The 23,811-nt window shown below is 54.9% G+C and carries 25 protein-coding genes and 1 riboswitch; of the genes, 15 read left to right on the forward strand and 10 right to left on the reverse strand.

Annotation, left to right across the window (positions count from 1 at the left end; all coding sequences use genetic code 11):
* Nucleotides 1-24: 24 nt before the first annotated feature.
* Both ACMGG1_RS05070 and ACMGG1_RS05075 read left to right on the forward strand, forming a co-directional pair.
* Nucleotides 25-1,161, forward strand: a complete 1,137-nt coding sequence (locus ACMGG1_RS05070) for an FAD-dependent oxidoreductase (RefSeq protein WP_414161194.1) — start codon at nucleotides 25-27, stop codon at nucleotides 1,159-1,161.
* A gap of 94 nt (nucleotides 1,162-1,255) precedes the next feature.
* Nucleotides 1,256-2,146 (forward strand): alpha/beta hydrolase, encoded by an 891-nt coding sequence (locus ACMGG1_RS05075; protein ID WP_130016667.1) that lies wholly within the window; start codon nucleotides 1,256-1,258, stop codon nucleotides 2,144-2,146.
* Between the two features lie 93 nt (nucleotides 2,147-2,239).
* Here ACMGG1_RS05075 and ACMGG1_RS05080 read toward each other — a convergent pair whose 3' ends face one another.
* Nucleotides 2,240-2,614 carry a winged helix-turn-helix transcriptional regulator gene (locus ACMGG1_RS05080; protein WP_020828133.1) on the reverse strand — a complete coding sequence of 125 codons (375 nt, stop codon included), beginning with the start codon at nucleotides 2,612-2,614 and terminating at the stop codon, nucleotides 2,240-2,242.
* Nucleotides 2,615-2,737: 123 nt separating this feature from the next.
* Between ACMGG1_RS05080 and ACMGG1_RS05085 the strand changes: the two genes are divergently transcribed.
* Nucleotides 2,738-3,571 (forward strand): enoyl-CoA hydratase/isomerase family protein, encoded by an 834-nt coding sequence (locus ACMGG1_RS05085; protein WP_130016666.1) that lies wholly within the window; start codon nucleotides 2,738-2,740, stop codon nucleotides 3,569-3,571.
* 80 nt (nucleotides 3,572-3,651) lie between these two features.
* On the opposite strand, the gene ACMGG1_RS05090 is transcribed toward ACMGG1_RS05085, so the two are convergent.
* Nucleotides 3,652-5,433, reverse strand: a complete 1,782-nt coding sequence (locus ACMGG1_RS05090) for a hybrid sensor histidine kinase/response regulator (protein WP_122080014.1) — start codon at nucleotides 5,431-5,433, stop codon at nucleotides 3,652-3,654.
* Complete coding sequence (locus ACMGG1_RS05095) at nucleotides 5,430-6,062, reverse strand: response regulator transcription factor (RefSeq protein WP_129983491.1); 633 nt, start codon at nucleotides 6,060-6,062, stop codon at nucleotides 5,430-5,432. The genes ACMGG1_RS05090 and ACMGG1_RS05095 overlap by 4 nt, the downstream gene beginning before the upstream one ends.
* A 178-nt stretch (nucleotides 6,063-6,240) precedes the next feature.
* On the opposite strand from ACMGG1_RS05095, the gene ACMGG1_RS05100 reads away from it, so the two are divergent.
* Together ACMGG1_RS05100 and ACMGG1_RS05105 are read left to right on the forward strand one after the other, a co-directional pair.
* Nucleotides 6,241-6,555 carry a lipoprotein gene (locus ACMGG1_RS05100; protein ID WP_041414827.1) on the forward strand — a complete coding sequence of 105 codons (315 nt, stop codon included), beginning with the start codon at nucleotides 6,241-6,243 and terminating at the stop codon, nucleotides 6,553-6,555.
* A 219-nt stretch (nucleotides 6,556-6,774) separates the two neighbouring features.
* Nucleotides 6,775-9,861: an autotransporter domain-containing protein gene (locus ACMGG1_RS05105; RefSeq protein ID WP_414161195.1), complete on the forward strand. Its 3,087-nt coding sequence runs from the start codon at nucleotides 6,775-6,777 to the stop codon at nucleotides 9,859-9,861.
* A gap of 94 nt (nucleotides 9,862-9,955) precedes the next feature.
* Here the strand turns inward: ACMGG1_RS05105 and rluF are convergent, their stop codons facing one another.
* Nucleotides 9,956-10,741: a 23S rRNA pseudouridine(2604) synthase RluF gene (gene rluF, locus ACMGG1_RS05110; protein ID WP_217331793.1), complete on the reverse strand. Its 786-nt coding sequence runs from the start codon at nucleotides 10,739-10,741 to the stop codon at nucleotides 9,956-9,958.
* A 166-nt stretch (nucleotides 10,742-10,907) separates the two neighbouring features.
* Here rluF and ACMGG1_RS05115 point away from each other — a divergent pair, with 166 nt between their 5' ends.
* Together ACMGG1_RS05115 and ACMGG1_RS05120 are read left to right on the forward strand one after the other, a co-directional pair.
* On the forward strand, nucleotides 10,908-11,168 hold the full coding sequence (locus ACMGG1_RS05115) for a type II toxin-antitoxin system Phd/YefM family antitoxin (RefSeq protein WP_414161196.1): 261 nt from the start codon (nucleotides 10,908-10,910) through the stop codon (nucleotides 11,166-11,168).
* Nucleotides 11,169-11,175: 7 nt separating this feature from the next.
* Nucleotides 11,176-11,481, forward strand: coding sequence for a type II toxin-antitoxin system RelE/ParE family toxin (locus ACMGG1_RS05120; RefSeq protein ID WP_185959377.1), 306 nt, complete (start codon nucleotides 11,176-11,178; stop codon nucleotides 11,479-11,481).
* Between the two features lie 17 nt (nucleotides 11,482-11,498).
* On the opposite strand, the gene ACMGG1_RS05125 is transcribed toward ACMGG1_RS05120, so the two are convergent.
* Nucleotides 11,499-11,948, reverse strand: coding sequence for a winged helix-turn-helix transcriptional regulator (locus tag ACMGG1_RS05125; RefSeq protein ID WP_020828124.1), 450 nt, complete (start codon nucleotides 11,946-11,948; stop codon nucleotides 11,499-11,501).
* A gap of 93 nt (nucleotides 11,949-12,041) precedes the next feature.
* Here ACMGG1_RS05125 and ACMGG1_RS05130 point away from each other — a divergent pair, with 93 nt between their 5' ends.
* The 4 genes from ACMGG1_RS05130 (at nucleotide 12,042) to ACMGG1_RS05145 (ending at nucleotide 16,536) form a co-directional block, all read left to right on the forward strand.
* The gene (locus tag ACMGG1_RS05130) at nucleotides 12,042-13,274 is read left to right on the forward strand and encodes an MFS transporter (protein WP_414161197.1); all 1,233 of its coding nucleotides are present in this window, start codon (nucleotides 12,042-12,044) and stop codon (nucleotides 13,272-13,274) included.
* Between the two features lie 194 nt (nucleotides 13,275-13,468).
* The gene (locus tag ACMGG1_RS05135; RefSeq protein ID WP_414161198.1) at nucleotides 13,469-14,176 is read left to right on the forward strand and encodes a GntR family transcriptional regulator; all 708 of its coding nucleotides are present in this window, start codon (nucleotides 13,469-13,471) and stop codon (nucleotides 14,174-14,176) included.
* Nucleotides 14,177-14,185: 9 nt separating this feature from the next.
* A complete protein-coding gene (locus tag ACMGG1_RS05140; protein WP_130016659.1) occupies nucleotides 14,186-15,163 on the forward strand; it encodes a sugar phosphate isomerase/epimerase family protein in 978 nt (325 codons plus the stop codon).
* A 107-nt stretch (nucleotides 15,164-15,270) separates the two neighbouring features.
* Complete coding sequence (locus ACMGG1_RS05145) at nucleotides 15,271-16,536, forward strand: MFS transporter (protein ID WP_128865069.1); 1,266 nt, start codon at nucleotides 15,271-15,273, stop codon at nucleotides 16,534-16,536.
* Between the two features lie 46 nt (nucleotides 16,537-16,582).
* On the opposite strand, the gene ACMGG1_RS05150 is transcribed toward ACMGG1_RS05145, so the two are convergent.
* Nucleotides 16,583-17,008 carry a GNAT family N-acetyltransferase gene (locus ACMGG1_RS05150; RefSeq protein WP_046372925.1) on the reverse strand — a complete coding sequence of 142 codons (426 nt, stop codon included), beginning with the start codon at nucleotides 17,006-17,008 and terminating at the stop codon, nucleotides 16,583-16,585.
* A gap of 68 nt (nucleotides 17,009-17,076) precedes the next feature.
* Nucleotides 17,077-17,178, forward strand: a riboswitch (TPP riboswitch).
* Between the two features lie 36 nt (nucleotides 17,179-17,214).
* On the opposite strand from ACMGG1_RS05150, the gene thiM reads away from it, so the two are divergent.
* From thiM to ACMGG1_RS05170, 4 genes are all read left to right on the forward strand, one after another.
* Complete coding sequence (gene thiM / locus ACMGG1_RS05155; protein ID WP_046372926.1) at nucleotides 17,215-18,009, forward strand: hydroxyethylthiazole kinase; 795 nt, start codon at nucleotides 17,215-17,217, stop codon at nucleotides 18,007-18,009.
* Nucleotides 18,006-18,806, forward strand: a complete 801-nt coding sequence (gene thiD / locus ACMGG1_RS05160; RefSeq protein WP_046372927.1) for a bifunctional hydroxymethylpyrimidine kinase/phosphomethylpyrimidine kinase — start codon at nucleotides 18,006-18,008, stop codon at nucleotides 18,804-18,806. The genes thiM and thiD overlap by 4 nt, the downstream gene beginning before the upstream one ends.
* A gap of 86 nt (nucleotides 18,807-18,892) precedes the next feature.
* A complete protein-coding gene (locus ACMGG1_RS05165) occupies nucleotides 18,893-19,351 on the forward strand; it encodes an inhibitor of vertebrate lysozyme family protein (RefSeq protein WP_046372928.1) in 459 nt (152 codons plus the stop codon).
* 358 nt (nucleotides 19,352-19,709) lie between these two features.
* A complete protein-coding gene (locus ACMGG1_RS05170; RefSeq protein WP_061069179.1) occupies nucleotides 19,710-20,744 on the forward strand; it encodes a methyltransferase in 1,035 nt (344 codons plus the stop codon).
* Nucleotides 20,745-20,801: 57 nt separating this feature from the next.
* On the opposite strand, the gene gutQ is transcribed toward ACMGG1_RS05170, so the two are convergent.
* The 4 genes from gutQ to srlD all read right to left on the reverse strand — a co-directional run bounded on the left by gutQ (nucleotide 20,802) and on the right by srlD (nucleotide 23,811).
* Entirely contained in the window at nucleotides 20,802-21,773 is a 972-nt protein-coding gene (gene gutQ, locus ACMGG1_RS05175; protein WP_020828113.1) for an arabinose-5-phosphate isomerase GutQ, read from the reverse strand.
* Nucleotides 21,766-22,539, reverse strand: coding sequence for a glucitol operon DNA-binding transcriptional repressor SrlR (gene srlR / locus ACMGG1_RS05180; protein ID WP_020828112.1), 774 nt, complete (start codon nucleotides 22,537-22,539; stop codon nucleotides 21,766-21,768). The genes gutQ and srlR overlap by 8 nt, the downstream gene beginning before the upstream one ends.
* An 83-nt stretch (nucleotides 22,540-22,622) precedes the next feature.
* A complete protein-coding gene (gene gutM / locus ACMGG1_RS05185) occupies nucleotides 22,623-22,979 on the reverse strand; it encodes a transcriptional regulator GutM (RefSeq protein WP_122080004.1) in 357 nt (118 codons plus the stop codon).
* 52 nt (nucleotides 22,980-23,031) lie between these two features.
* The gene (gene srlD, locus ACMGG1_RS05190; RefSeq protein WP_020828110.1) at nucleotides 23,032-23,811 is read right to left on the reverse strand and encodes a sorbitol-6-phosphate dehydrogenase; all 780 of its coding nucleotides are present in this window, start codon (nucleotides 23,809-23,811) and stop codon (nucleotides 23,032-23,034) included.

Genomic DNA, 23,811 nt, shown 5'->3' on the forward strand with positions numbered 1-23,811 from the left:
AACAAACGGGGCTGAGGAGAGGGTATGAAGCAACTGCATGCAGAAATTGCTGGGGCAGGTATCGCCGGGCTTACGGCGGCGGCGGCGCTGGCTCAGCGTGGCTGGAGCGTGAGAGTGCATGAGCGTTCGGCAAACCTGCGCACCTTTGGTGCGGGCATCTATATCTGGAGTAATGGGCTGCGTGTGCTCGAGGCGATTGGAGCCTATGACGAAGCTATGGTGGGGGCACACGAAGGGGCCGTATTCCAGACCCGGGATCACGGCAACGCAACGATGGAGGATATTCCGATCAACAGCAGCGGTGCCCCACGTCTGGTTACCATCCTGCGCGAGCGGCTGCTGCTGTCTTTGCTCAATGCGGCTCGCCGCGCCGGTGCTGAAATTGTCAGCGATTCCGAGGCGGTGGGGGCGACACCGGATGGAAAGCTGCTGATGGCGGACAAGCGAATGCTGTCAGCCGATTTGGTGATCGGCGCTGACGGTATCAACTCGCGGGTGAGAGAATCTCTGGACCTGCTGATGTACCGCAAACCGCTGCACTATGGCGCGGTCAGAATGATGTTGAAGCGTGATGACGATGACGTACCGCCTGCAGATCGTTCGAACTACATTGAGTACTTTTCAGGCACGAGGCGGATCCTTTATACGCCCGCCAGCGCGACCGATCTTTATGTTGCACTGTGCTGCGCTGAGGACGATGTGGGTGCCTATCAGCTTCCGATTGCCCCGGAACTTTGGCGCAAATCCTTCCCACACCTTTCCGGCCTGATCGCACGTTTTGGCGAGGCCGGCCGCTGGGATGCGTTTGAGGTGCTGAAACTCAAGGCCTGGAGCAAAGGGCAGGTGGCGATCCTCGGCGATGCAGCCCATGCGATGCCGCCTTACCTCGGCCAAGGGGGCGGTTGCGCACTGATGAATGCTCTTGGATTGGCGGTCAGTCTGGAAAATAACCGGGATATTCCGGCGGCGCTGGCAGCCTGGGAAGTGCAGGAAAGGCCGTTGACCGAACATACCCAAGACACGGCGGAACGCATGGGGCATATGAACCTGTGGCCAGACGACGTTCGATCGGCCGTTTTGCGTATCACCGGACGTTGCGAGCAGATCGGCGCAGAGCGTATGAAAACGGCATTAAGCCTGCCGACGGGCACTTTGGCCTGATCATTGCTCCGGCCCGAGAAACGGGGCCGGGAGTAACCACTTTTTTAGTCCGCAGCCGCTGGGATATGGCGGTATTCATCAGGGAGGTTGAAAAATGACGCTTTTGGCAGACGAAGTGTTTATGGATCCGGCACGCCTCAATGAGGATTACGATGCACGCGCTACGGTAGGTGTCGACGGCTTCGCCAAAGAAATGGCGCGTTATCGCTCGCAGTCTGAAAAGATGAAACAGGCTTATGGCCTCCATTTTGATATCACCTATTGCCAGAAAAGTGGCCAGGCTCTGGATATTTATGGGCCAACGGTGAATGGAAACGGGCCGCTGCTGCCCGTTTTTCTTTTTATTCACGGGGGATACTGGCGAGCGCTGTCGAAAGAAGATTCCGCGATGATGGCGGGCACATTGGCGGCAAATGGCATTGCCACGGTGGTTATAGATTATCCACTCGCGCCGGCAGCCGGCATCGGTGACATCGTCCATGCCGTACGCAGTGCGGTGGCGTTCATTTGGCGGCGGGGACATGAGTTTGGGCTGGATCCGCAACGGATCTCGCTGGGTGGCAGTTCTGCTGGTGGCCATTTGCTAGCAACGCTATTAGCACCAGGCTGGCATGCTGCCTTTGGCGTGCCGACCGATGTGGTGAAGTTTGCTTTTCCCATCAGCGGGCTTTTTGAACTCGCACCTTTGATGAAGACGCCCGTGCAGGCATGGCTGGCACTCTCCGACACCAGCGTGGCCGATTACAGCCCGATGCGTCACATCCCTGCGCCGGGGTGCCCCATCACCGTTGCCTGGGCTGAAGGCGATCCCCCCGGCTTCAAGCGGCAGTCCGAAGCCTTTGCCGCTTTGTATAAAGCGGCCGGTGCGGAAACGGATCTGCTCGAGGTGCCCCATTGCAACCATTTCGATGTGCTGATGGAGTGGGCTGACCCGACTTCTCTGCTTTCCAGAACGCTGATCTCGGGAATATTCCGCAACCTCTGATCGCCTCCCACTCATTTCTAGAGTTTCGGTTATCGCCGGGTGATTACTGGATGTACGCGGCCATTCATCGCAAGGAAAAGTGAGGCAGGAGCCTCACTGTTCAAGCTGCTGGTTTTGCTCATCATATCTGCGCCGGCAGTCCTGAATAGCCTCCATATTCCCCATCGTCCACTCAAACAGAATAGAGAACGGCCCTTGCAATGACTGGCCGAGCGGCGTCAGCGAATACTCGACGCCGAGCACCCGCCCATCCAAAACCTTGCGGTTCACCATGCCGTTACGCTCCAGCTTGCGCAGCGTCTGGGTGAGCACACGTTGAGTGACGCCATCAAGGCGACGCTTGATCGCATTGAAGCGCCTCGGCTCACGCAGCACCTCCAGCACCATCATTGACCATTTGTCCGCGATCTGGTCGAGAATGATTCGGCTCGGGCAGTCAGCGCGGTAGACAGTTTCATTCGTCTCCATCGGTATCCTCCAGCATCCCTGGGATGCTTCAAGTGCGTAATTGACGCCAGGTATGCAAAGTATACCATTCGATCGGCGGCGCGAAAGTCCAGCGCCGATACCCTGACAAACAAGGACATCGACATGAAAGATACCGATTTCAGCAAACTCAGCTTGTCTCACGTAAAGGGGGTCATGACGATCACCCTCAATAATCCGCCGGTCAACGTGCTTGATGTGGCTTTGATGTCGGAAATCAGCCGCTTACTGCGTGCCGTGCGTGACGACCCGGATACTCGCGTGCTGGTTTTCCAGAGTGCGGATCCGGAGTTCTTCATCGCTCATGTCGACATGACCTTAATCGATGAACCGCACGCTTTTGATGAGCTGGCGCGTAATGCGCCGGAAGGGCTCAACCCGTTCCAGGCATTCGGTGAGTTGCTGCGCAGCCAGCCCCAGGTGACTATCGTTAAGCTTGCCGGGCTGGCGCGTGGGGGCGGTGCAGAATTCGTTGCGGCGGCCGACATGGCTTTTGCCGCCGAAGGGCGGGCAGGGCTGGCCCAATGCGAAGCCTTGATGGGCATTACGCCCGGTGGCGGCGCGACGCAATACCTGACGAACCGCATGACGCGTGGTCGCGCGCTTGAAGTGGTCCTGGGAGCCGATCTTATCGACGCGGCGACCGCAGAGCGCTATGGCTGGATTAACCGCGCCTTGCCCGCATCCGAACTCGACGACTTTGTCGAACGCCTGGCGCACAACATTGCGGCACTGCCCGAAGGGGTTATCGCGGCGGCCAAGCAGGCGATGCCGGCGGCAGATCTGCGGGAAGGTTTTTATCGTGAGCATGAGGCCTGGGCGGGGCTTTTTGAACGTCCCGCAGCGGAGAGACTCATTCGGGGCGGACTGAAGGCGGGCGCCCAAACCAAGGTAGGTGAGCGCAACCTCGAAGGCCTGCTGCGCAATCTTGGTGCCTAAGCGGCAGTCTCAGCCGCAATCTTGCCGATGCCGGAAATGCAACGTCGGCAGGGTACAGCCCCGAACAGGCCTGGCGCCGGCTAGCAGGATGACCACTGCGACAGCAAGGCATGCAGCTTCGCGGGTTCCAGCGGCTTTCTTAATACCAGATAACCTTCCTGTTCGGCCTCTTGCAAAATGGGGGAGTTGAATTCCCCGCTGACCATGGCGCCGCTGGTGTCCGGCAGGCGTTCGAACAGCGCTTTCAATATATCGAAGCCGCTTTCACCGGAGCGAAGCCGTTGATCGCAAAGCACGGCGAAGGGGGTGAAGCCTGCGTCGATAATCGCAAAAGCCTCCTCGGCGGAAGCGGCGCAACGCACGGTGATCCCCCAGGTACTCATCAAACTCGACCAGGCGGAGGTGACCAGCGGATCATCATCCACCACCAGGCAGGCGCCGCTCAATGACTCATAGCGGGTAGGGATCTGGCTGTGGGTATAGGCGTTGAGGTTTTCTGGCGCTTTGACTTCGCCGGTATAGAGGGCAAAACGCATCCAGAAATGCGATCCCTTGCCCTCCACGGAGCGCATGCCGTATTTCACCTTCATCAATTTGGCGCAGCGGGCCACTACCGCAAGGCCTAACCCATGACCGGCGCTATCGATTTTCCACGCCAGTTCGGGGCGATAGTAGGGGGAGAAGATTTTGCCTTTCTCTTCGTCGGCTATGCCCACGCCGGTGTCCCAGACTTCGATCAGGCATTCTCCCTTTTGTGGGCGGATGGCAATCAATACGCCGCCTTTCTGGGTGTAGCGCAGCGCATTTTGTATCAGGTTAATCAGCGATTGTCGGATGAGCAATTGATCGCCCATCACGGCAATGCGTCGCTTGGGGCGCCATGTCCGCAGGGATAATCCCCGGCTGTTCGCTTCTTCACGGAACAGGGTTATCACCGAGTCAAGCAGGGTTCCAATATCGACATGGGTGGTCGCCGTACTGACGTTGCCGGACTCAATCTTGCTGAGATCGAGCAAAGAATTGAACATCAGGTGCACGGAGCGCACGCTCTGCTGCAGATCCAACAGCTGGGGGGTTAAAGAGGCATCGCGATTTTTATGGATGATGGCCTCGATCAGGAAACCCATGGCATGTACCGGTTGGCGCAAGTCGTGACTGGCGGTGGTCAGAAATTGGTTTTTATCGAGCAGGGCTTGTTCCGCCTCCTCTTTGGCCTGGCGGAATTGCTCCGCAAGGCGAGAGCTCTTCTCTTCGAGACGGGCTTGCTGAATAAAAAACTGATGAGAACTCAATGCGTGGCGGTAGATGGCGAACCCGTAAAGCAGGTTGAGCATCAACACAATGAGCATGACGTCGTTTAAACGCCAAATGATGCCAACGTTAAGCATGCCCCAGCAGGCAAAGAAAAACAGGGTAAAGGTACTGATGATGGGCGTCAAATGGGTCGCGTTCGCCGCGACGATGGCCGCGATGCTGATATTTAATAACAGGAAAAAATCGAAATTATTTATTTGTGGGGTTATTAAATATAATGAGGATATACCTATCCCATGTACGAAGGCGACTTTGTTGATATGTGGGAGCCAGCGGTTAAGAATAACGCCCGCATCCTCTTTCTCCGCTTCGCGTTGATATCTTTGGTGCCATAATCGGATAGCCAAAGCGCAGAATAAATACACTATTATCCAGCTGATTATCGGCCACAGCGGTTCACCCAGTAAATATATCCAAATAGCAAAGGGGATGCCGACGCAGGGCACAGCACTGAAACTAAAGACCAATCGAATAAACGTATTGTTCAATAATCGGATTTGCGCGTGCGACGAAATGCCATCATCTTGTAAAGATTGAAGTAGTTTCATTCGGACGGCCCCTGCCTGCCATGCAGTAACGTAATAGCTTCTACCCTACTGTTTACGCCTATTTTTTTAAGGATATTGCTGATGTGCTCTTTAACCGTAGGTTCGGAAATAGCAAGCTGAGAGGCTATTCTCTTATTGGGAAAACCGCGCATCATCATGGTCAAAACGTCAATTTGTCGCGGCGTTAAATTGAAGTTTTGAAGATGGTTTTTGGCACTGGAAGCCTCCAATAGATTATCCATAGGAAACCAGCTTTGATTTTCTAACAGCGCAGCAACGGCTTTGGCGAATAATTCTGGCGGCTCATTTTTGAGCACGAAACCATGGCCTCCGGCATCACGTACCTTTTGGCCTATTTCATTATTTTCATCGCCGCTGACCACTAATAATCTTACCTGTGGGTAAAGCTGCCTGATCTCTTTGAGTAATTTTAATGCCGTGCCGTCGGATAACCAAAAGTCGATGACGATTAAACGCGGGGCGCCATTTTCCAGAATATGTCGATAACAACTCTCCTCGTTTGTCATCACGTAGGCGTGTTTAAATCGACAGTGCGTATTCAGGAAATTGGCGATGCCACTTGCCACCAACGGATGGTCATCAACGACCAACGCATAATCCTGCCCCAAGGGTATCTCCTTTTGCTAAAACCTATCAGATTGGTCTGACGACTTGTTATTTTCTACCCTCCCTACTTTAGGAGGGTTTTTTCGGTTAGGAAAGGGAAATATATTATTCAGGGATTTTGATAAGGTAAAACATAAAGCCATTCAGCATTTGGAACTGTTTGGTTACAAAGGACAATTTATGAGAAAACCACTTATCGCATTAACCGTTACGCTTCTGGTAGCTGGCTGTTCCACATTGAAAACCGATCAGGCAATACCGCTGCTGCAGGCGGAAACGGCCAAAATGCTGGGCCTGGGTTCATCGGATGAAATTACCGTCACCAATGTTAATGGTGCCCAACCCGACGCCCTTGGCGGGCAAAAACTTTCTTACCGTGCCACTACGGAGAAAGGACGAATCTTTGACTGCTCCTCGATGATGATGCCGGGTATTTTAGGTTCAGCCCCGTCGTTAAGCACACCAAGCTGTACCCCGGTCGTTACGCATAAATAATTCACCTGACGCGTTTAGCGAGGGTGGATGATCAATACCGATCCGCAGTTCCCATAATTTTGGCATCGAGACGTTAGCGCTGGGGGGCAATAAGCTAGTGTCTCGATGACAAATCAGCCTGTGTTCTCGCAAAACGCGCCGCGCATCCTCTAATGCATTGAGTTTTTCATATAAATAATAACTTTGATGGCATCAAGATAATTGGGCCGGAGAGAAAACATGAAAGATAAAACATCGCATAACTTAGCGGTAAGAAAACCGCTTTCGAAAGTTTACCTCGCACTTTTTTCCGCACCGTTGATATTGATTGGCCCAGCCGACGTGGCGCGTGCCGATGATGCTATTTTTGATGGTGAATCACGTATTACCGAATCTTTGACTTACACCGGGGATGTTTACGTCGGCCGTAATCAAAGCGGAAACCTGTTGATCGATAATGGCCAAATCAATGCCTATAACGTCAATATTGGCCGTCGTGCTAATGGCCAGATATACGAAAGCCTGGTCACGGTCAAAGGGCCGAATGCCGTATTAAATGCGATCAATGACCAATCCGTTATGCACGGCAGTCTGAATCTGGGGCTGGGGACGTTACGGGTAGAAGAGGGCGGATTGGCGACGGCGGAAGAGATTATCGTCGGCACCACCGGGGGGTATGACAGCCATCTTAATGTCAAAGGGGCCGGTTCCCAGGTGATCAGTGAGAGACTCGGTCTCGGCTTCGGACAGGGCGCACGTTCAACCTTGCTGATTGAAGATGGCGGGGTAGTGACCACCACGGCCGCCGCCAGAATCGACAGCGGTTTTCGCCCCGACGAGGCTGACAAGCTCAACCCCAAAGCCACGGTGACCGGCAATAACTCTCTGTGGAATATCACCCAGTCGCTCACCGCCAATGGCGATGTGGACGTGCTGAACGGCGGTGCGGTCAACGTTGGTAGCGCGGAGATTGCCGGTGTTTCAGGCTCAAGAAAAACCGCAGAGCTTTACATCGCCGGCAACGGCTCACGCTTTACCAGTGCGGGCAATGTCAACGTAGGGGATTATGGCAACGGGGTGCTGTCGGTTGTTGATGGCGGCTCATTCTCTGCCGGCAGCAACGAATTGCGGTTGGGGGATACCGGGTCCGGCTCTAACCGCGGCGCGTTGATTATCGGCAGCCGAGGCAACATGGATACCGGCACCGGCTTGACCGAACCTACGCTCGGCGCGGCGGGTGGTGCGGGTACTGTCGATGCCCAAACGGTGGTCAATCTGCGTGGCGGGTTGTTCGGCAGCTACGTTTACTTTAATCACAACTCAGATAACTACGACTTCCGCAACAAGATGGTCGGCGAAGGCGAAGTCATCAACACGGCCGGCCAGACGACGTTGAGCGGCGACCTGACTCAACTCCAGGCGAATGTCACCGCACGCGGCGGCAAAATCACCATCGCCAGCGACATCAATACGCAGCAAGAAGACAACGTTTTCGATGTGCAGACGCTGAGCGCCGAGAATGGCGGCACGCTGATCCTGAACGCCACTGCCGGTTCTGACGTCAGCAATGGTCTGGGTTACAGCAGCGCCGCGTCAATCAAAGCCGGCGGGACGCTGGGCGGCAACGGCACCTTGGGGCAGACTGAAATCCAGTCCGGCGGCCATATTTCCCCTGGCGACGGCAACATCGGTACCCTGACGCTGAAACGCTATCTGAATTTCCTGGGTGAATCCTTCTATGACGTCGATATCGCCGGTGATGGCAGCAGCGACAAACTGGTCGTTTCAGGCAAAACCACCATCAGCGATCAGGCCAAGGTGCAGGTGACCGCGTTGGATCCGCAAACCAGCTATCAAACCGGCCAAAGCTATCGCATTTTGACCTCGGATGGCGGGATTGACGGTCGGTTTGCTGAAGCCGTCTCAAAATCTGCATTTTTGGACGTTGCGCTTAACCACAGCACCAACGCCGTGGATCTGACGATTGCACAAAAGGACGGTAATCCAGGCGAAGGTGGCAACCCAGGCGAGGGCGGTAACCCAGGTGAAGGTGGCAACCCAGGCGAAGGCGGTAACCCAGGTGAGGGCGGCAACCCAGGCGAGGGCGGCAACCCAGGCGAGGGCGGTAACCCAGGCGAGGGCGGTAACCCAGGCGAAGGAGGCAACCCAGGTGAAGGAGGCAACCCAGGTGAAGGCGGCAAGCCCGGTATTTTCCAAACGGTCGCGCAAACCAGTAACCAGTGGAATACCGCCGGTGCGCTCTCGACGTTAACGCAAAGCGGTCCTTCGCTGGCCTTGTATAACTCTGTGCTGCTGTTGAGCGCACCGGAAGCGCGCGAGGCGTTCAATCAACTGTCCGGTGAAGTTTATCCGTCCATTCAGTCTAACCTGATCGCCGGCAGTAGCATGCTGCTCAACGTGTTGAATCAGCGCATGCTTCGCGTATTTGATAATGATGCGCTGCCTGTTCCACCGATGGCGATGACGTTGGTTCAACCGGCTCAGGCTGAAAATAACGGCGTTTGGGGGCAGACGTTCGGCTCCTGGATGAGAAACAGCGGTAACGATAACGTTGGGAAATTGGACGGCCACACCAGCGGTTTCCTGTTGGGCGCCGATCGTAAACTCGCTGACCACAGTATCCGCGTAGGGGGATACGTAGGCTATAGCCGTGGCGACTATGATGTCGATAGCCGTCGCTCCAGTTCCGACAGCGATAATTACCACCTGGGTCTGTACGCTACAGGGCAGCAGGATGCCTTCTCCCTGCGCGGTGCGCTGGGCTATACCTGGCACCGACTCGAAAATGAGCGCAACGTTAATTTCGGCAATTACTCGGATCGGCTCAAGGCGGACTATGACGCAGACTCGCTGCTGGCGTTCACCGAAGCGGGTTACCGTTTTGGTCAGTTGGATGCGAATATCGAGCCATTCGTCAACCTGAGTTATATCCGTTTGCATACCGATAACTTCCAGGAGAAAGGCGGGGCAGCGGCGCTGAGCGTCCGTAATGAAACGATGAATACGTTCTATTCAACGTTGGGCGTGCGGGGATCTACCGAACTGCCGAAAAACGTCAGCCTTTACGGTTCATTAGGCTGGCAGCACGCTTACGGCGATAAAAATACGTCATCGCGCATGGCATTTGCCGGCAGCGACGCATTTATCACGCAGGGACAGGCGGTAGATGACAATCTGCTGGTGGCGGATGTGGGGGTGAGCGTGAAGCTGTCGCGTTCCACTACGTTGGCTCTCGGTTATCAGGGGCAGTACGGTTCTGATACCCAGGTCAATTCGGTCAATGCCAATATCAGATGGTCGTTCTGATTCACTGAGGAAAAGGGCCTTTGGTCTTGAGATGTCGTTGGGCAACTTGCAGTTTTACCTGGTTGCCTGGCGATATCTCTGCTCCAGAAAACCTTCACTCCCTGTCGAGATTTTCGCTGACATCAGGCGCTAGCGAAACGGGCAGGCGAACATCCTCGCAAGATGAGTGCTCAATCAGCTTAAACAGCACGTTCTTTTCGTCACCGGTCAAATCTCGCCATTCGCCCAGCGGCAATCCTGTCAGATCGACGTTCATAATGCGCACACGCTCAAGTTTGGTGACGTGATAACCAAAGTATTTGCTCATACGGCGGATTTGGCGGTTAAGGCCCTGAACCAGCGTGATGCGAAACATCTGCGGCGCGATTTTCTCCACCCGGCACTTTTTCGTCACCGTATCCAGGATGGGGACACCGGCGCTCATCCCCTGAATAAACGCGTCGGTCAGCGGCTTATCGACGGTAACCAGATACTCTTTTTCGTGGTTATTGCCGGCACGAAGGATCTTATTGACCAGTTCGCCGTGATTGGTCAGGAAAATCAGCCCCTGGGAATCTTTGTCCAGACGGCCTATAGGAAAGGTGCGTTTGCTGTGATTGACGAAATCACCGATGTTATTTTGCACGTGCTTTCCCATGCTGGTGATGATGCCCACCGGCTTGTTCAGCGCGATAAGCACCAAATCTTCCGCATTACGTGGCTCAATCCGCTGGCCGTTAACTTGCACCACGTCCCCGACAAATACCTGAGCGGCCACGGCGGCTACGTTGCCGTTGATGAAAACGTTGCCCTGTTTGATATGACGATCGGCACTGCGGCGTGAACAGATGCCGCTGTCGCTAATGTATTTATTAAGGCGAATGGATGATTGAGTCAGCATGATTTCCCCGTAAAACGCGGACTATACAGTAACCCTTGAGGCCTTGCGAAGGGGCATATGGGGTAATGCGTAAACCGAAAGATCGCCCCCAATAAAATCGTGTGAATAATTTTTGCTCAAGAAATCGAATGAGCGAATCGAACGATTTAGTCGAAAGGTAATGAAAATGCATATTCTGACAGCCAATGAAGCCCAAACCCAGTTTGGCGATTTGCTGCTTAAGGCTCAGCGTGAACCGGTACAAATCACCCGTAATGGCAAGCCCGTTGCGGTTGTGGTGTCTGCCGAAGATTACGAGCAAATTGAAGCGATGAAACTCCAACTGTTACAAATGAAGATTCAGCGTTCCCAGCATGATATGGCGATCGGCAATGCCGTTGATGGCGAGACGTTTTTCTCTGAACTGCTGGAGCAGGATAAAGGATAAAGGATAAATGGCCAGTTACCGACTGACCGGTGAGGCGCAAAACGATATCCGGGAGATTCGCGACTACACATTGAGCAACTGGGGCATGCAGCAATCCAGAGATTACCTCGTAAGACTGCGCCAAGTATTAACCAACCTGACGGAAATGCCAGGCATTGGGCAGCATCGAGTCGAGGATCCAGGGAACGGTGTTTATAGCTTTCCCTACCTCAGCCATATGATTTATTACGCTACAGCAAACAGCGAAATTACCATTTTTGCAGTTTTGCTCCAAAGCCGCGTTCCAGCCAAACATCTGCCTCAGCGGCTGTAGGTTCAACTAATGTGATTTTACTCTTCACCCACCTTTACCACCCGGGTATTCAGCGGTGTGAGCGTTTGCCCGACGCTGCCGGTCGGCGTCATGCGCGGGATCGGTTGGCCGCTGTCGCTTTCGACCAAGGTTGAATGCGCCTCTTGCTCGGCAAACAGATGGTCTTCCCCCCATTGGCGCAAGCCGACGATCACCGGGAACAGGGCTCGGCCCTTGTCTGTGAGAATATACTCCTGATAGGCGCTGCCGTCTGAGGCCGGTGCGATCTCCAGAATGCCCTGTGCCACCAGGGTGCGCAGACGGGTGGAAAGGATATTTTTCGCCATCCCCAGCCCCTTTTGGAATTCACTGAAGCGGCGCACGCCGTCGAACGCGTCGCGCACAATCAACAGTGACCACCAGTCGCCAATCACATCCAAAGTGCGTGCCACCGGGCACGGTGCATCTTCCAGGCTTTTACGTTTCACGTTATCCCTCCTGCCACACTATCTGGTTGCATTATAAAACCTCTACGCGTAATGTCCATTAGGTTTAATAATGAAACCACTTTGGAGAAAACGATGAGTGACAAAACGCTGGATCCGATCTGCGTATCTCAGGCGAGGGGACTGAGTCGGCTGCCGGCTTCGCTGGTGTTGTTGCTGGCCGGCGCCAGCGCTTTTAGCGTGGCTAATGTCTATTACGCCCAGCCGTTGTTGGATGCCATAGCCCAGGAATTTGCTATCAGCGTGGCGTCGGTGGGTATGGTGATCACCGCCACCCAGCTTGGTTGCGCGTTGGCGCTGGTATTGGTAGTACCGCTGGGGGATCGCATTAATCGCCATCGGCTGTTAGCGGTACAGCAACTGTTGTTGATTGCCGCATTGTGCATGGTCGGTTGGGCAAACAGCAGCCTGCTTATGCTGATCGGCATGTTGCTGGTGGGATTATTGGGCACCGCCATGACGCAAGGACTCATCGCTTTTGCCGCCACGCTGGCGGCACCTCATGAGCGTGGGCGGGTCGTGGGGGCGGCGCAGGGCGGTGTGGTGCTGGGTCTGCTATTGGCGAGAACCCTGTCCGGCGCGTTGGCAGACGCAGGAGGTTGGCGCACGGTGTATTTTTTTTCCGCCGGAGTGACGCTGATCTTGCTGCCGATTCTGGCACGTTTGCTGCCTGCACCGAGCACGCCGCCTTCAACGCTTAGCTACACCGCCTTGCTGCGTTCGATGCTGACGCTGTTGCTGCGCGATCGCACGTTGCAAATTCGCGGCATGCTGGCGCTGTTGATGTTTGCGGCATTCAGCATCTTCTGGAGCGCATTGGTGCTGCCGCTGAGTCAGGCACCGTTCAACTTTTCGCATGCGGTGATTGGCGCCTTTGGCCTGGTGGGCGCGGTGGGGGCGCTGGCGGCGGTAAGAGCAGGGCACCTGGCGGACCGCGGCTTGGCGCAGGTGGCGAGCGGTATCTGCCTGCTGCTGTTGGTGCTGGCCTGGCTGCCGCTCGGCATGCTGGGTTATGGCCTGGGGTGGTTGATTATCGGCATTGTATTGCTCGATTTGGCAGGCCAAGCCATTCATGTGTTGAATCAGAGCCTGATTTTCAGCGCACATCCGCAGGCGCATAGCCGGTTAGTGGGCGTCTACATGCTGTTCTATGCCATTGGCAGTGGGCTCGGCGCTTTTGCCAGCACTCACGTATTCGCCCTGGCAGGTTGGCAGGGGGTGTGCTGGCTGGGGGCGGGCGTCAGCTTTATTGCCCTGGTGTTCTGGGGGCTGACGCTGCGTGCGATGCCGACGGCGCCGGGAAAATGACGGCGTTCTTGATTCTGCCTGGCCCCTTGCTTAATCCGCAGTAAGAGAGGACCGGAGGGGGATCTTGCCCAAGGTTGCCAAGATCCCTTCTGTTCTGGGACCGAAGTCACACATAAAATCCAATACCCCCATTGTTTGTCATAATTCACCGCGATACTGTTGTGCAATCTGGTTTAAACCAATTAGGTGTGGATATGGAAAACAGCTCAACCGTTGAATTGGCAAAGGCCAGGTTGAATGACTGGCTGAGCCAGGGGGCAATCACCCCCGGTGACAAGCTTCCTTCGGAGCGAGAACTGGGAGAATTGCTGAACATCAAACGCATGACGTTACGTCAGGCGCTGTTGTTCCTGGAAAGCGAATCGAGGATCTTCCGCAAGGATCGACGGGGTTGGTTTGCGGCACTGCCGCGTTTTAACTACAACCCCAATTCCTCTACCAGTTTCAAACAGGCGGCTATCGAGCAGGGCCGTTGTCCCTCCTGGGACTATATGACCAAAGAGTGCGTATTGGCAGCTCCGGGGTTTATCAAAGAGTTATTGCAGGTCGACGCGGCGAGCGAGATCTACAAGATTTCTGGTTGGGGAGCGCTGGATCATCACATCGTGTTTTATCACGAAACCTTTATCAGCCCGCGAGTGGCACCCGGTTTTATCGAACGCCTGGGTGAGAACTCGTTTGCCGAGGTCTGGGAACAGGCTTATGGCACTTCCACGCGAACCCGTCATCTGGCCTTTAAACCCACTCGGTTATCCGGAGAGGCCTGCAAGGTGATGGGCGGAAACGCCAGCACCCCTGCGATTTTGGTCGAAAAGCATCGTGCCGATGCCGAACGCCGTATCGTGCAGGTGGATATCGAGCACTGGCGCTTCGAGTCGGTAGATTTCTTTATTAACTTATAGGTGAATATCATGGATCGCTTAACGGCGGAGAAAGTCCTTCTACGGGCGCAGAACTTGCCCCTTTACCTGCATGCTTACGCCTTTCATCTCAATATGCGTATGGAGAAGATCCTGCCAGAGGATTTGCTGATCATCGCCCATCAGCAGCGGCTGCGAGGGGTGAAGCTGCATGTGCTGGATGGGGAAAGTCAGGCGCTTTGCCATGCTGATGATGCCCGGCTGCGCCGGTTTGGCGAACAGGCTCGGCGCTATGGATTGGATATTCATATCGAAACCAGCGCCTCCGACTCGCAAACTATCGATCAGGCGGTGAATATCGCGCTGAAATGTGGGGCCAGCTCAGTGCGTTTTTATCCGCGCTATCAGGGCCCTTTGCAAGAGGTGTTGGCGCGTATCGGTGCGGATATTCAGTACATCAAACAGCGTTATCAACACAGCGGCCTGAGTTTTACTCTGGAACAGCATGAAGATCTCAAGAGCCATGAATTGGTCGGCCTGGTCCGAGCTGCAGATTTCCCTCAGCTTTCCCTGCTGTTTGATTTCGCCAACATGATTAACGCCAATGAAGAGCCGCTGCCGGCACTGGCGGCAATGAGTGGGGAAATCACTCAGGTGCATATCAAGGACGCAATTATTGTGCGAGAGAACAAGGGGATGGGGCATCGTGCCTGTATTTCCGGACAGGGAGATCTGCCATTCCGAGAACTGTTATTGGGGCTGATCTGTCTGGGTGAAGATCAACCGCAGGTCACCGCCTACGGGCTGGAAGAAGAGGTGGATTATTACGCACCGCCGTTTCGTTTCAGCGACGAAGGGAATAATCCTCCCATTCCATGGCGAGAAATGAGTGAAACAGCGTTACCGGAGCAAGGGTTGGAAGCGCGATTAAAGAAAGAAACTCAGGATGCTTTAAATCAAATTCACTATGTTCGCACCATCATTGACAGTTTAACGCAGCAAGCTCAGGAACTGCTAAATCCGGCATAATATAAAAATAAATCTATAAATTACATATTCTCGCTGATGAGCGATCAACGCTCGTCTCATTATCGGGTAAACAACACCGCTTATTAATTATTGGCTGTGAGGGGACTATGTTAACTAAAAAAAGATGGGCATTATTTAGCTTGTTGGTTTTATGTGGAGGGACAATCTATAAATTGCCTTCCCTTAAAGATGCTTTTTATGTTCCGATGCAACAGTATTTTCACTTGAGTAACGGCGAAATAGGCAATGCCATGTCGGTTAACTCGATTGTGACGACCATTGGCTTCTTCTTATCAATCTATTTTTCCGATCGTCTGCCGCGACGTTTTACCATGTCGTTTTCGCTGATTGCTACTGGCTTGCTTGGCATCTACCTGTCCAGCATGCCGGGGTACTGGGGCATACTGTTCGTCTGGGCGCTGTTCGGCGTGACCTGTGACATGCTGAATTGGCCGGTGCTGCTCAAATCGGTGAGTATGCTGGGGGATAATACTCAGCAGGGGCGGTTGTTCGGCTTTTTTGAAACCGGGCGCGGGGTTGTCGACACGGTGGTGGCCTTTTCTGCGCTGGCGCTGTTTACCGCATTTGGTAGCGGCTACCTGGGTTTTAAAGTCGGCATATTGTTTTATTCGGCCATCGCTATTTGCGTAGGGGTTATTATTCTGTTGGTGATGAAAGAAAGCCCAGAGGAAAAATTACCCGCTAAAGAACAACCCCTCGTCAATAAAAAGCCTGGCATGGGCAGCGTATTGAAAAACAAAACGGTATGGCTGATTGCCTTCAGCGTTTTCTGTGTTTACGCGGTGTATTGCGGATTGACGTTCTTTATTCCTTTCCTGAGTCATGTCTATGCGCTTCCGATTGCACTGGTGGGTGCTTACGGGATCATTAATCAATACTGCTTAAAAATGGTGGGGGGGCCGATTGGTGGTCTCATTGCCGATAAAGTATTAAAGTCTCCCAGCAAGTATTTATTCTATACCTTTATTATCAGCGCCATTGCGCTGGCGCTATTGATCCTGTTACCGCATGAACAAATGCCGGTTTACTTGGGCATGGCCTGTACGCTGGGATTTGGTGCAGTGGTCTTTACCCAAAGAGCGGTGTTCTTTGCCCCCATCGGTGAGGCCGGCATTGACGAAGAACATACCGGTGCGGCTATGGCGCTGGGCAGCTTTATCGGTTATGCCCCGGCGATGTTCTGTTTTAGCCTGTACGGTCATATTCTCGATGCCTTCCCAGGACTGACCGGTTACAAGATCGTTTTCGGGCTGATGGGCATGTTTGCCTGTGCCGGGATCATAGTGTCGGGGCTGTTGGTCAGAAATATCCGCGCACGCGCAAAACTGACCCCGGCAGCTTCTGTCGCCTGAGCCGGGGGCTTTAATGAACGGGCACGGTTTGCGCTGTGCCCTTATTTTATTTTGCCGGGGAGTGCAGCAGGTAATATTCTTCGCCGCCGTCATTGCCGGTAGTGATGATTCGCCAACCGTGCTTGTGGTAGAACGCCAGCGCCTTCTCATTCTTCACCAGGCATTTCAGCGAACCGGTGGCGGTAAAGGTTTGTTCTGCCGCTTGTAACAGTGCGCTGCCGACGCCGAGCGGCGGCAGATGCGGATCGACATACAGGTTGTGAATAAAGTTGTCCTGGCGATAAATCGACACAAATCCCAGCCGCTTCCCCTGATCTTCCGCCACCCAAATATCTTCGCCCAGCGTTGAGCGATCGAAATCCTCCAGCCGGTAATCTTCGGTATCGCGCCACGGAAACGCCGCTTTACGCGAAGCCAGATACAGGGTGCGCAGGAAGGGGCGATCGGCCTCTTGGTATTTTCTTATCTGCATGGCGCCTCCTTTTTATTTTTTGACACTATAGCGCGATTGACCTCACCGGCGGCAACCCCAATAATGGCCGTCTTGACTCGGGGTGCCCTGCGCGATGCGCGGTGGCTGAGATTTTACCCGTATTACCTGATCTGGATTATGCCAGCGTAGGGAAGTCTCGGTGCCCCAACCGGTACCCGCCTTCTTGAACGCCGGTTGGGAGGAATATGCTCGCTCGACCTGATGTTTTCCCCGGCGCCCGCGCCGCGGCCTGTTTGACTCAATTTAAACGCCAATCGCCCCTGATCCATTGCCTGACCAACGAAGTGGTGCAGGAACTGACGGCTAACGTCCTGTTGGCGCTCGGCGCTTCGCCGGCGATGGTGGTAGAACCGACCGAAGCAGCGCAGTTCAGCCGACTGGCGGATGCGGTGCTGATCAACGTTGGCACCCTCAATGCATCACGCGCTGAATCCATGCTGGCTGCGGTGGAAGCTGCCAACGTGGCACAAACCCCCTGGACGCTGGATCCGGTAGCGGTCGGCGGGTTGGTCTATCGCACCGCGTTTGCCCATCGTTTGTTGGGTGAGAAGCCGGCGGCGATCCGCGGCAACGCTTCTGAAATCATGGCGCTGAGCGGTTTGCAGGCTAACGGACGTGGCGTAGACAGTGCAGACGACTCGCTGGCGGCATTGCCGGCGGCGCGCGAATTGGCGCGCAGCAGCGGTGCGGTAGTGGCAGTAACCGGCGTTGTTGATTACATCACCGATGGCCAGCGTGACTGGGCGGTTACCGGCGGCGATGTGCTGATGACGCGGGTGGTCGGTACCGGTTGTGCACTTTCTGCGGTGGTGGCGGCATTTTGCAGTTTACCGGGCGATCGGCTCGATAACGTGGCGACCGCCTGCCGGGTGATGTCGCTTTGCGGTGAACGGGCCACGCGCCGTGCCGCCGGGCCGGGCAGTTTCACCCCAGCGTTCCTCGACGCACTGTATCAACTGCGCCCGGAGGAACTGCAATGAAACGCATTAACGCACTGACAATTGCCGGGACCGATCCGAGCGGCGGCGCCGGCATTCAGGCCGATCTAAAAGCTTTTTCTGCGTTGGGGGCCTATGGTGCCTCGGTGATTACCGCGCTGGTGGCGCAAAACACCCGTGGTGTGCAGTCGGTCTACAACATAGATCCGGCCTTTGTCGCCGCTCAGCTGGATTCCGTCTTCAGCGACCTGCGCATCGACAGCACCAAGATTGGCATGTTGGCCAACGCCGATATTGTGCAGGCGGTGGCGGAGCGTTTGCGCCATTATCAGCCGTCGTTTGTGGTACTGGATACCGTGATGCTGGCAAAAAGCGGCGATCCGCTGCTGGCGCCGGAGGCGGTGGATTCGATCCGTCGTGAACTGTTGCCGCTGGTGTCGATCATCACGCCGAACCTGCCGGAGGCGGCGGCGCTGCTGGCGTGCGCCCCGGCGGAAAATGAGCGCCAGATGCGCGAGCAGGGCCGGGCGCTCCTGGCGATGGGGTGTCAGGCGGTGTTGATGAAAGGGGGTCACCTTAGCGAAAGCGAAAGTCCGGATTGGCTGTTTACGGCCGAGCAGGAGCTGCGGTTTACCGCGCCGCGCGTGGCGACCCGACATACTCACGGCACCGGCTGTACGCTGTCTGCCGCCCTGGCGGCGCTGCGACCGCGTCACGACGACTGGGCCGGAACGGTCGCTGCCGCCAAGGACTATTTGCAACAGGCCCTGCTGCAGGCGGATACCCTGGAAGTGGGGCACGGTATTGGGCCGGTACATCATTTTCATGCCTGGTGGTAAGTCAACTTTTTGCTACCCTTGTGGTCTGACTAGATCCAGACCCGGCTTGGGCCGGGTGCAACCGAATTTTTTCTAGGGAGAAGGCCATGACAGGACAAAACGCACTTCGCGGCGCCATCTTCGGCGCGTTACTCAGCTTCAGCGTGGGTGGTTTCGCTCAGCAGATCGTCACCACCTCGGACGTGATCCAACAGCCGGGTTACCAGACCAGTTGGCAAAATATGGTCAAAGGTCAGGCTCGCTTGCCGGGTTGGGCGCGCAAGGGGATGGGAACCTCCACGCCGGCGCAGAGCCTGAGCTGGAAAGGGCAGAACTATCTGGTGGGCAATCTGTGCAAGCCGCATGACTGCGCCAACAACTTTATGATAGTGGCGTTTAAGGAAGACAAATCACAGGCCTGGGCCGTGCGCGTTGAGGTGGCGGATAAGCCGGAAGCGGTTGACCATCCGAAGAAATACGCCAAATACCAATGGCTGGGTAAACCGAACGACGATATGAAGGCGTTGCTGAAACAACAGTTTGAGAATAATCCCGACTGGAAATAATCATTTTTCGGCTGAAGGCATCTGCATTCAGCCGAATTTTTAAGGTATGTGTCTATTATTGAAATGAAATTTATATAAAATAAATCCTAGCGAGGAATATATTGCTTCATCATGAATTAATTATCTAATTGTATCTATGCTTTATCATTTTGTTTTTCCTGTTATATATATTCCTTTGCCATTTAATTGGTTGCATGATTTATGGTTATTTTTGCCTGATAACCTTGTTGGATTTATGGTTTTATTTTATTTAGTGTCTATGATCTTGTTTGGCGAATTTATTTCACACGAAATAAATAATCATTGTTAATTTTGCAATGGTGTCTGAGGTTAAATATCCAAACGGAGCATTATGATCATGGCAACTAATCACGTCACTCTTTCTGAAGATGAAAAAGCCTCTTTGTATTTGTTGGATCAAACGATGGGATTCACCGTGCAGGCCGCCTTGCGGGCTGCGGCTGAGCTGTGCGTGGCCGATCATCTGATCGACGGCCCCAAAACGGCCCAGGAGCTGGCAAGGAAGCTGGAGGTAAATAGCAGAATGCTGCATCGGGTCTTGAGTATTCTGGCATCGCGCAATATTTTTTCCGTTTCCGAAGACGGACGTTTCTCGCTTAACCCGGTAGCGCAATATTTACGTTCAGACTTGCCGGATTCACTGCGTGGCGGTGTAATGATGCTGACGGATGAAACAATGTGGCGTCCGTTGGGAAAATTGGCGGCAACGTTACGCGGCGAACCGGTATTTAAACAAATATTCGGCATGCCATTCTATGATTATTGGTCGCAAGAGGATATTCCTGACGCGGAAAATGATTTCCATATCGGCATGGCATCGATGTCGGCGTTGGAAAATAAAATTTTGATGCGCAGTTATAAATTCCCCGAGCATTCTACGGTGGTAGATATCGCCGGGGGATTTGGCGGATTGCTGCTGAGCGTATTGCGCGCCAACCCGACGGTTAAAGGCATTCTTTTTGACCAACCGCAGGTATTGCCAAGAAACCGCCTTGGTGAATTGGGTGATGATTCGCGTTGGGAAACCTGCGCGGGCAGTTTCTTTGAAGCCTGTCCGACGGCAGACTTTTATCTGTTGAAATTTATCGTCATGGACTGGGCCGATGAGCCGGCCAGTCGCATATTACGCACCTGTCGTAATGCGATGCACCCGCAATCGAAGCTATTGCTTATTGAACCTGTAATAGTGCCGAATAACACCGCCTGGGACAGCTGCCGGGAGCTTGATTTGGTTCTGATGGGCAGTTTTGACGGTGGGCAGGTGCGCACTGAAGAAGAACTGAAGGCGCTGTTGGCCAGCGCCGACCTGAAGCTGAACCGGATTATCGATACCGGTTGTTATTTGTCGATCGTCGAGGCTGTACCGAATTGATACCCGAGATGAATTGGCAAGGAGGAACCCGCATTGCTGCGGGTTTCTTCAGTTTAATTAGCCGATCCCGGCCTGATGCAAATCGTGCAGGTTGATCGCGCCGACCAGCACGCCGTCCAGATTGACCACCGGTGCGGCACTGATATGCTGTTCGTGCAAAGCTTCCAGGGCTTCCCCTGCGCGCCACTGCTCCGGCAAGCGATAGCCAGGGCGGGTAATGGCCGGGCTCAACGCATCCTGCAGGCTATTGCCTTTTACCAGCCAGCGGCGCAGGTCGCCATCGGTAAATACCCCCACCACTTTCTGCTGTGCGTCGCACACTGCGACTAACCCCAGCCCGGTGCGGCTCAGTTCGAGCATGGCTTCCATCACGTTGGCGCTTTCACTGACTTTCGGCAGACGATCGCCGGTGCGCATCAGATGATGCACCCGGTTGAGCAAGCGCGCACCCAGGCTGCCGCCCGGATGTGAACGGGCAAAGTCTTCGGCGTTGAAACCGCGCTGGCGCATTAAAGCCATTGCCAATGCGTCGCCCATCATCAGCGTATTGACCGCGCTGGAGGTCGGCGCCAAACCCATCGGGCAAGCCTCGCGTTCGACGCTGATGTCCAGCATGCAGGCCGCAGCCAACGCCAGAGGTGACTCTTTGCCGCCGGTGATAGCAATCACCGGGATGTTATTTTCCGCCAGCAACGGCAGGATTAAATCCAGCTCTTTGGCGCGGCCGGAATAAGAGATAAACACCACCACGTCGTCGGCGCCAATCATGCCGAGATCGCCATGCAGTGCTTCTGCCGGGTGCACGAAGAACGACGGAGTGCCGGTACTGGCCAGCGAGGCGGCAATTTTTTTACCGATGTGGCCGGACTTGCCGATGCCGGAAATCACCGCCTTGCCGCGGCAGTTCAGCAGCAGTTCGCAGGCGCAGACGAAATTATCGTCCAGTCGCGCCAGCAGGCGTTGTGCTTCAGTTAGCTCAATCTCCAGCGTTTCGCGGGCAAAGGCCAGCAGGGCAGCGGCGTTACTCATCAAAATCTCCTACCAGAATGATATTGATCCCTTTCGCCTGCAATGCGGCGAGGTAATCCGGATTGATGTTTTTATCGGTGATCAGGGTATCCACGGCGCTCAGGTCGCAGACCACGTTCGGGCTTTTGCGGCCGAACTTTGACGAGTCCACCAGCAGGATAATGCGGCTGGCGGCTTCGCACATCGCCTTGCTGACGTTGTGCACTTCGTTAAAGGTGGTGACACCGGCATTAAGGTCCACGCCGTCCGCCCCGATAAACAGTTTGTCAAAGCTGAACTGCTGGAAAGCCGATTCCGCCAGGCTGCCGTGAAAGGACGCCGACTTTTTGCGATAGGTGCCGCCGGGCATCAGGATGGTTTGGTCGTTATCCAGCTCCACCAGAGCATTGACGATGTGCAGGCTATTGGTCATGACCGTGATGTTATTGAACTGCGCCAGATGCGGCACCATTTGCAGCACGGTGCTGCCGGCGTCGAAAATCAGCGAGTCGCCGTCGTTGATAAGCCCGATGGCGGCATAGGCGATCTGGCGTTTCTTTTCGGTATTGATATGGGTTTTGCGGTCGATAGGCTGATCGCCATCGTCGCGGCTGAGCACCACGCCGCCATAAGTGCGGATCACTTCACCTTCCTCTTCCAGCAGGGTGAGATCCTTGCGGATGGTGGTGCCGGTGGTGGCAAAGTGCGCTGCCAGGGCATCCACTGCCGTTTTGCCATGCCGCTGCAGATATTCAAGGATAGCGGCCTGCCGCTGCTTTGGTTTCATAGCCCGTCCTGTTCACAAGAGTTGCGCATTTCCCTTCGGCTAACAATTCAATATGAAAGGTAATGTCTTTTAATGTGAAAATATCATGATTTAGGGGCAATCGCTAACGATAGTGCAGTCTGGCATGCGGGATCCTCGGGGAAGATCACATCCGGGCGAAGATCGCGCTGATGCAGGCCGTGCAGCCTGGCGATAGGTTTCGGTTGGGCAAAGATGGTCAGGCCGCGCATTAACATGCTGCCGCAAACCCGCCGCTCGGAATCAAAGGCCAGCGCCAGCACCACCCGGGGTTGAAAGCGTCCGCCGGAACGCCCGACACCGACGGCACCCAGTCGGCACAGGCCGTCGAAGGCACGGTTGAAGCGTTGGATCTGCCACCAGCCGAGGGCGATTTGCAGTAGCCAGGCCAGAACTGCGAAGGTGATCAATGCCTGAGTCATATAGCCTCCTGTTTGTTTTCCCTCTCCAGAAGGAGAGGGAGCGTTGACAAGATCAGAACATCACCTGACCGCCGGTAATGTTGATCGACTGGCCGGTGCAGTAAGAAGCCTTATCGCTGGCGTAAAACAGCAGGGTATTGAGCACGTCCTGATAGTCACATCCGCGTTTCAGCGGCACCTTGTCGGTGTAATACTTTTCAACCTGATCCGGCGCGATCCCCAGTTTTTGTGCGTACTGCGGCAGCAGCGACTGGAACATCGGCGACTTCAACAGGTTACCCAGCATTAAGGAATGCACGGTAATGCCGTATTCCGCCAGATCGAGCGCCAACGACTGTGTCAGCCCCACGCCGCCGAACTTGGCGGCGCTGTAGCCCGAGTTGTGCTTGCTGCCGACCTTGCCGGATTTAGAGTTGATCTGAATGATGCGTCCGGCAATGCCGTCGCGGATCATCAGGCGAGAAAACTCGCGGGCACAGAGAAAATAGCCCACCAGATTGACCTGCAGCGAGCGGTCGAAATCCCCCAGCGGGAAATCGGTGATCGGTGCCGCCTTGGCGATACCGGCGCTGTACACCAGCAGGTTGGCCGGGCCGAATTCATCGTCAACCGCTGCCGCCAGCGCAATCACGCTTTGTTCGTCGGTGGCGTCGGCCTGGAAACCACGCGCGCTGCCCGCGCCGTATTGGTCGTTAATCTGTTGTGCTACCTGCCGGGCGTTATCCGCGTTTAAATCGGCGACCGCCACGCGATAGCCCGCCTGCGCCAGACCCTGGCACAGAAATGCACCCAACGTTTGGCCACCGCCAATCACTACAGCTACTTCAGACAT

The sequence above is a fragment of the Serratia sp. BNK-12 genome, from assembly GCF_047456085.1.
Classification (GTDB): domain Bacteria; phylum Pseudomonadota; class Gammaproteobacteria; order Enterobacterales; family Enterobacteriaceae; genus Serratia; species Serratia liquefaciens.

Coding starts and splice junctions, on each gene's coding strand:
- ACMGG1_RS05070 (WP_414161194.1), top strand. CDS start 25: ATGAAGCAACTGCATGCAGAAATTGCTGGGGCAGGTATCGCCGGGCTT.
- ACMGG1_RS05075 (WP_130016667.1), top strand. CDS start 1,256: ATGACGCTTTTGGCAGACGAAGTGTTTATGGATCCGGCACGCCTCAAT.
- ACMGG1_RS05080 (WP_020828133.1), bottom strand. CDS start 2,614: ATGGAGACGAATGAAACTGTCTACCGCGCTGACTGCCCGAGCCGAATC.
- ACMGG1_RS05085 (WP_130016666.1), top strand. CDS start 2,738: ATGAAAGATACCGATTTCAGCAAACTCAGCTTGTCTCACGTAAAGGGG.
- ACMGG1_RS05090 (WP_122080014.1), bottom strand. CDS start 5,433: ATGAAACTACTTCAATCTTTACAAGATGATGGCATTTCGTCGCACGCG.
- ACMGG1_RS05100 (WP_041414827.1), top strand. CDS start 6,241: ATGAGAAAACCACTTATCGCATTAACCGTTACGCTTCTGGTAGCTGGC.
- ACMGG1_RS05105 (WP_414161195.1), top strand. CDS start 6,775: ATGAAAGATAAAACATCGCATAACTTAGCGGTAAGAAAACCGCTTTCG.
- rluF (WP_217331793.1), bottom strand. CDS start 10,741: ATGCTGACTCAATCATCCATTCGCCTTAATAAATACATTAGCGACAGC.
- ACMGG1_RS05115 (WP_414161196.1), top strand. CDS start 10,908: ATGCATATTCTGACAGCCAATGAAGCCCAAACCCAGTTTGGCGATTTG.
- ACMGG1_RS05120 (WP_185959377.1), top strand. CDS start 11,176: ATGGCCAGTTACCGACTGACCGGTGAGGCGCAAAACGATATCCGGGAG.
- ACMGG1_RS05130 (WP_414161197.1), top strand. CDS start 12,042: ATGAGTGACAAAACGCTGGATCCGATCTGCGTATCTCAGGCGAGGGGA.
- ACMGG1_RS05135 (WP_414161198.1), top strand. CDS start 13,469: ATGGAAAACAGCTCAACCGTTGAATTGGCAAAGGCCAGGTTGAATGAC.
- ACMGG1_RS05140 (WP_130016659.1), top strand. CDS start 14,186: ATGGATCGCTTAACGGCGGAGAAAGTCCTTCTACGGGCGCAGAACTTG.
- ACMGG1_RS05145 (WP_128865069.1), top strand. CDS start 15,271: ATGTTAACTAAAAAAAGATGGGCATTATTTAGCTTGTTGGTTTTATGT.
- ACMGG1_RS05150 (WP_046372925.1), bottom strand. CDS start 17,008: ATGCAGATAAGAAAATACCAAGAGGCCGATCGCCCCTTCCTGCGCACC.
- thiM (WP_046372926.1), top strand. CDS start 17,215: ATGCTCGCTCGACCTGATGTTTTCCCCGGCGCCCGCGCCGCGGCCTGT.
- thiD (WP_046372927.1), top strand. CDS start 18,006: ATGAAACGCATTAACGCACTGACAATTGCCGGGACCGATCCGAGCGGC.
- ACMGG1_RS05165 (WP_046372928.1), top strand. CDS start 18,893: ATGACAGGACAAAACGCACTTCGCGGCGCCATCTTCGGCGCGTTACTC.
- ACMGG1_RS05170 (WP_061069179.1), top strand. CDS start 19,710: ATGGCAACTAATCACGTCACTCTTTCTGAAGATGAAAAAGCCTCTTTG.
- gutQ (WP_020828113.1), bottom strand. CDS start 21,773: ATGAGTAACGCCGCTGCCCTGCTGGCCTTTGCCCGCGAAACGCTGGAG.
- srlR (WP_020828112.1), bottom strand. CDS start 22,539: ATGAAACCAAAGCAGCGGCAGGCCGCTATCCTTGAATATCTGCAGCGG.
- gutM (WP_122080004.1), bottom strand. CDS start 22,979: ATGACTCAGGCATTGATCACCTTCGCAGTTCTGGCCTGGCTACTGCAA.
- srlD (WP_020828110.1), bottom strand. CDS start 23,811: ATGTCTGAAGTAGCTGTAGTGATTGGCGGTGGCCAAACGTTGGGTGCA.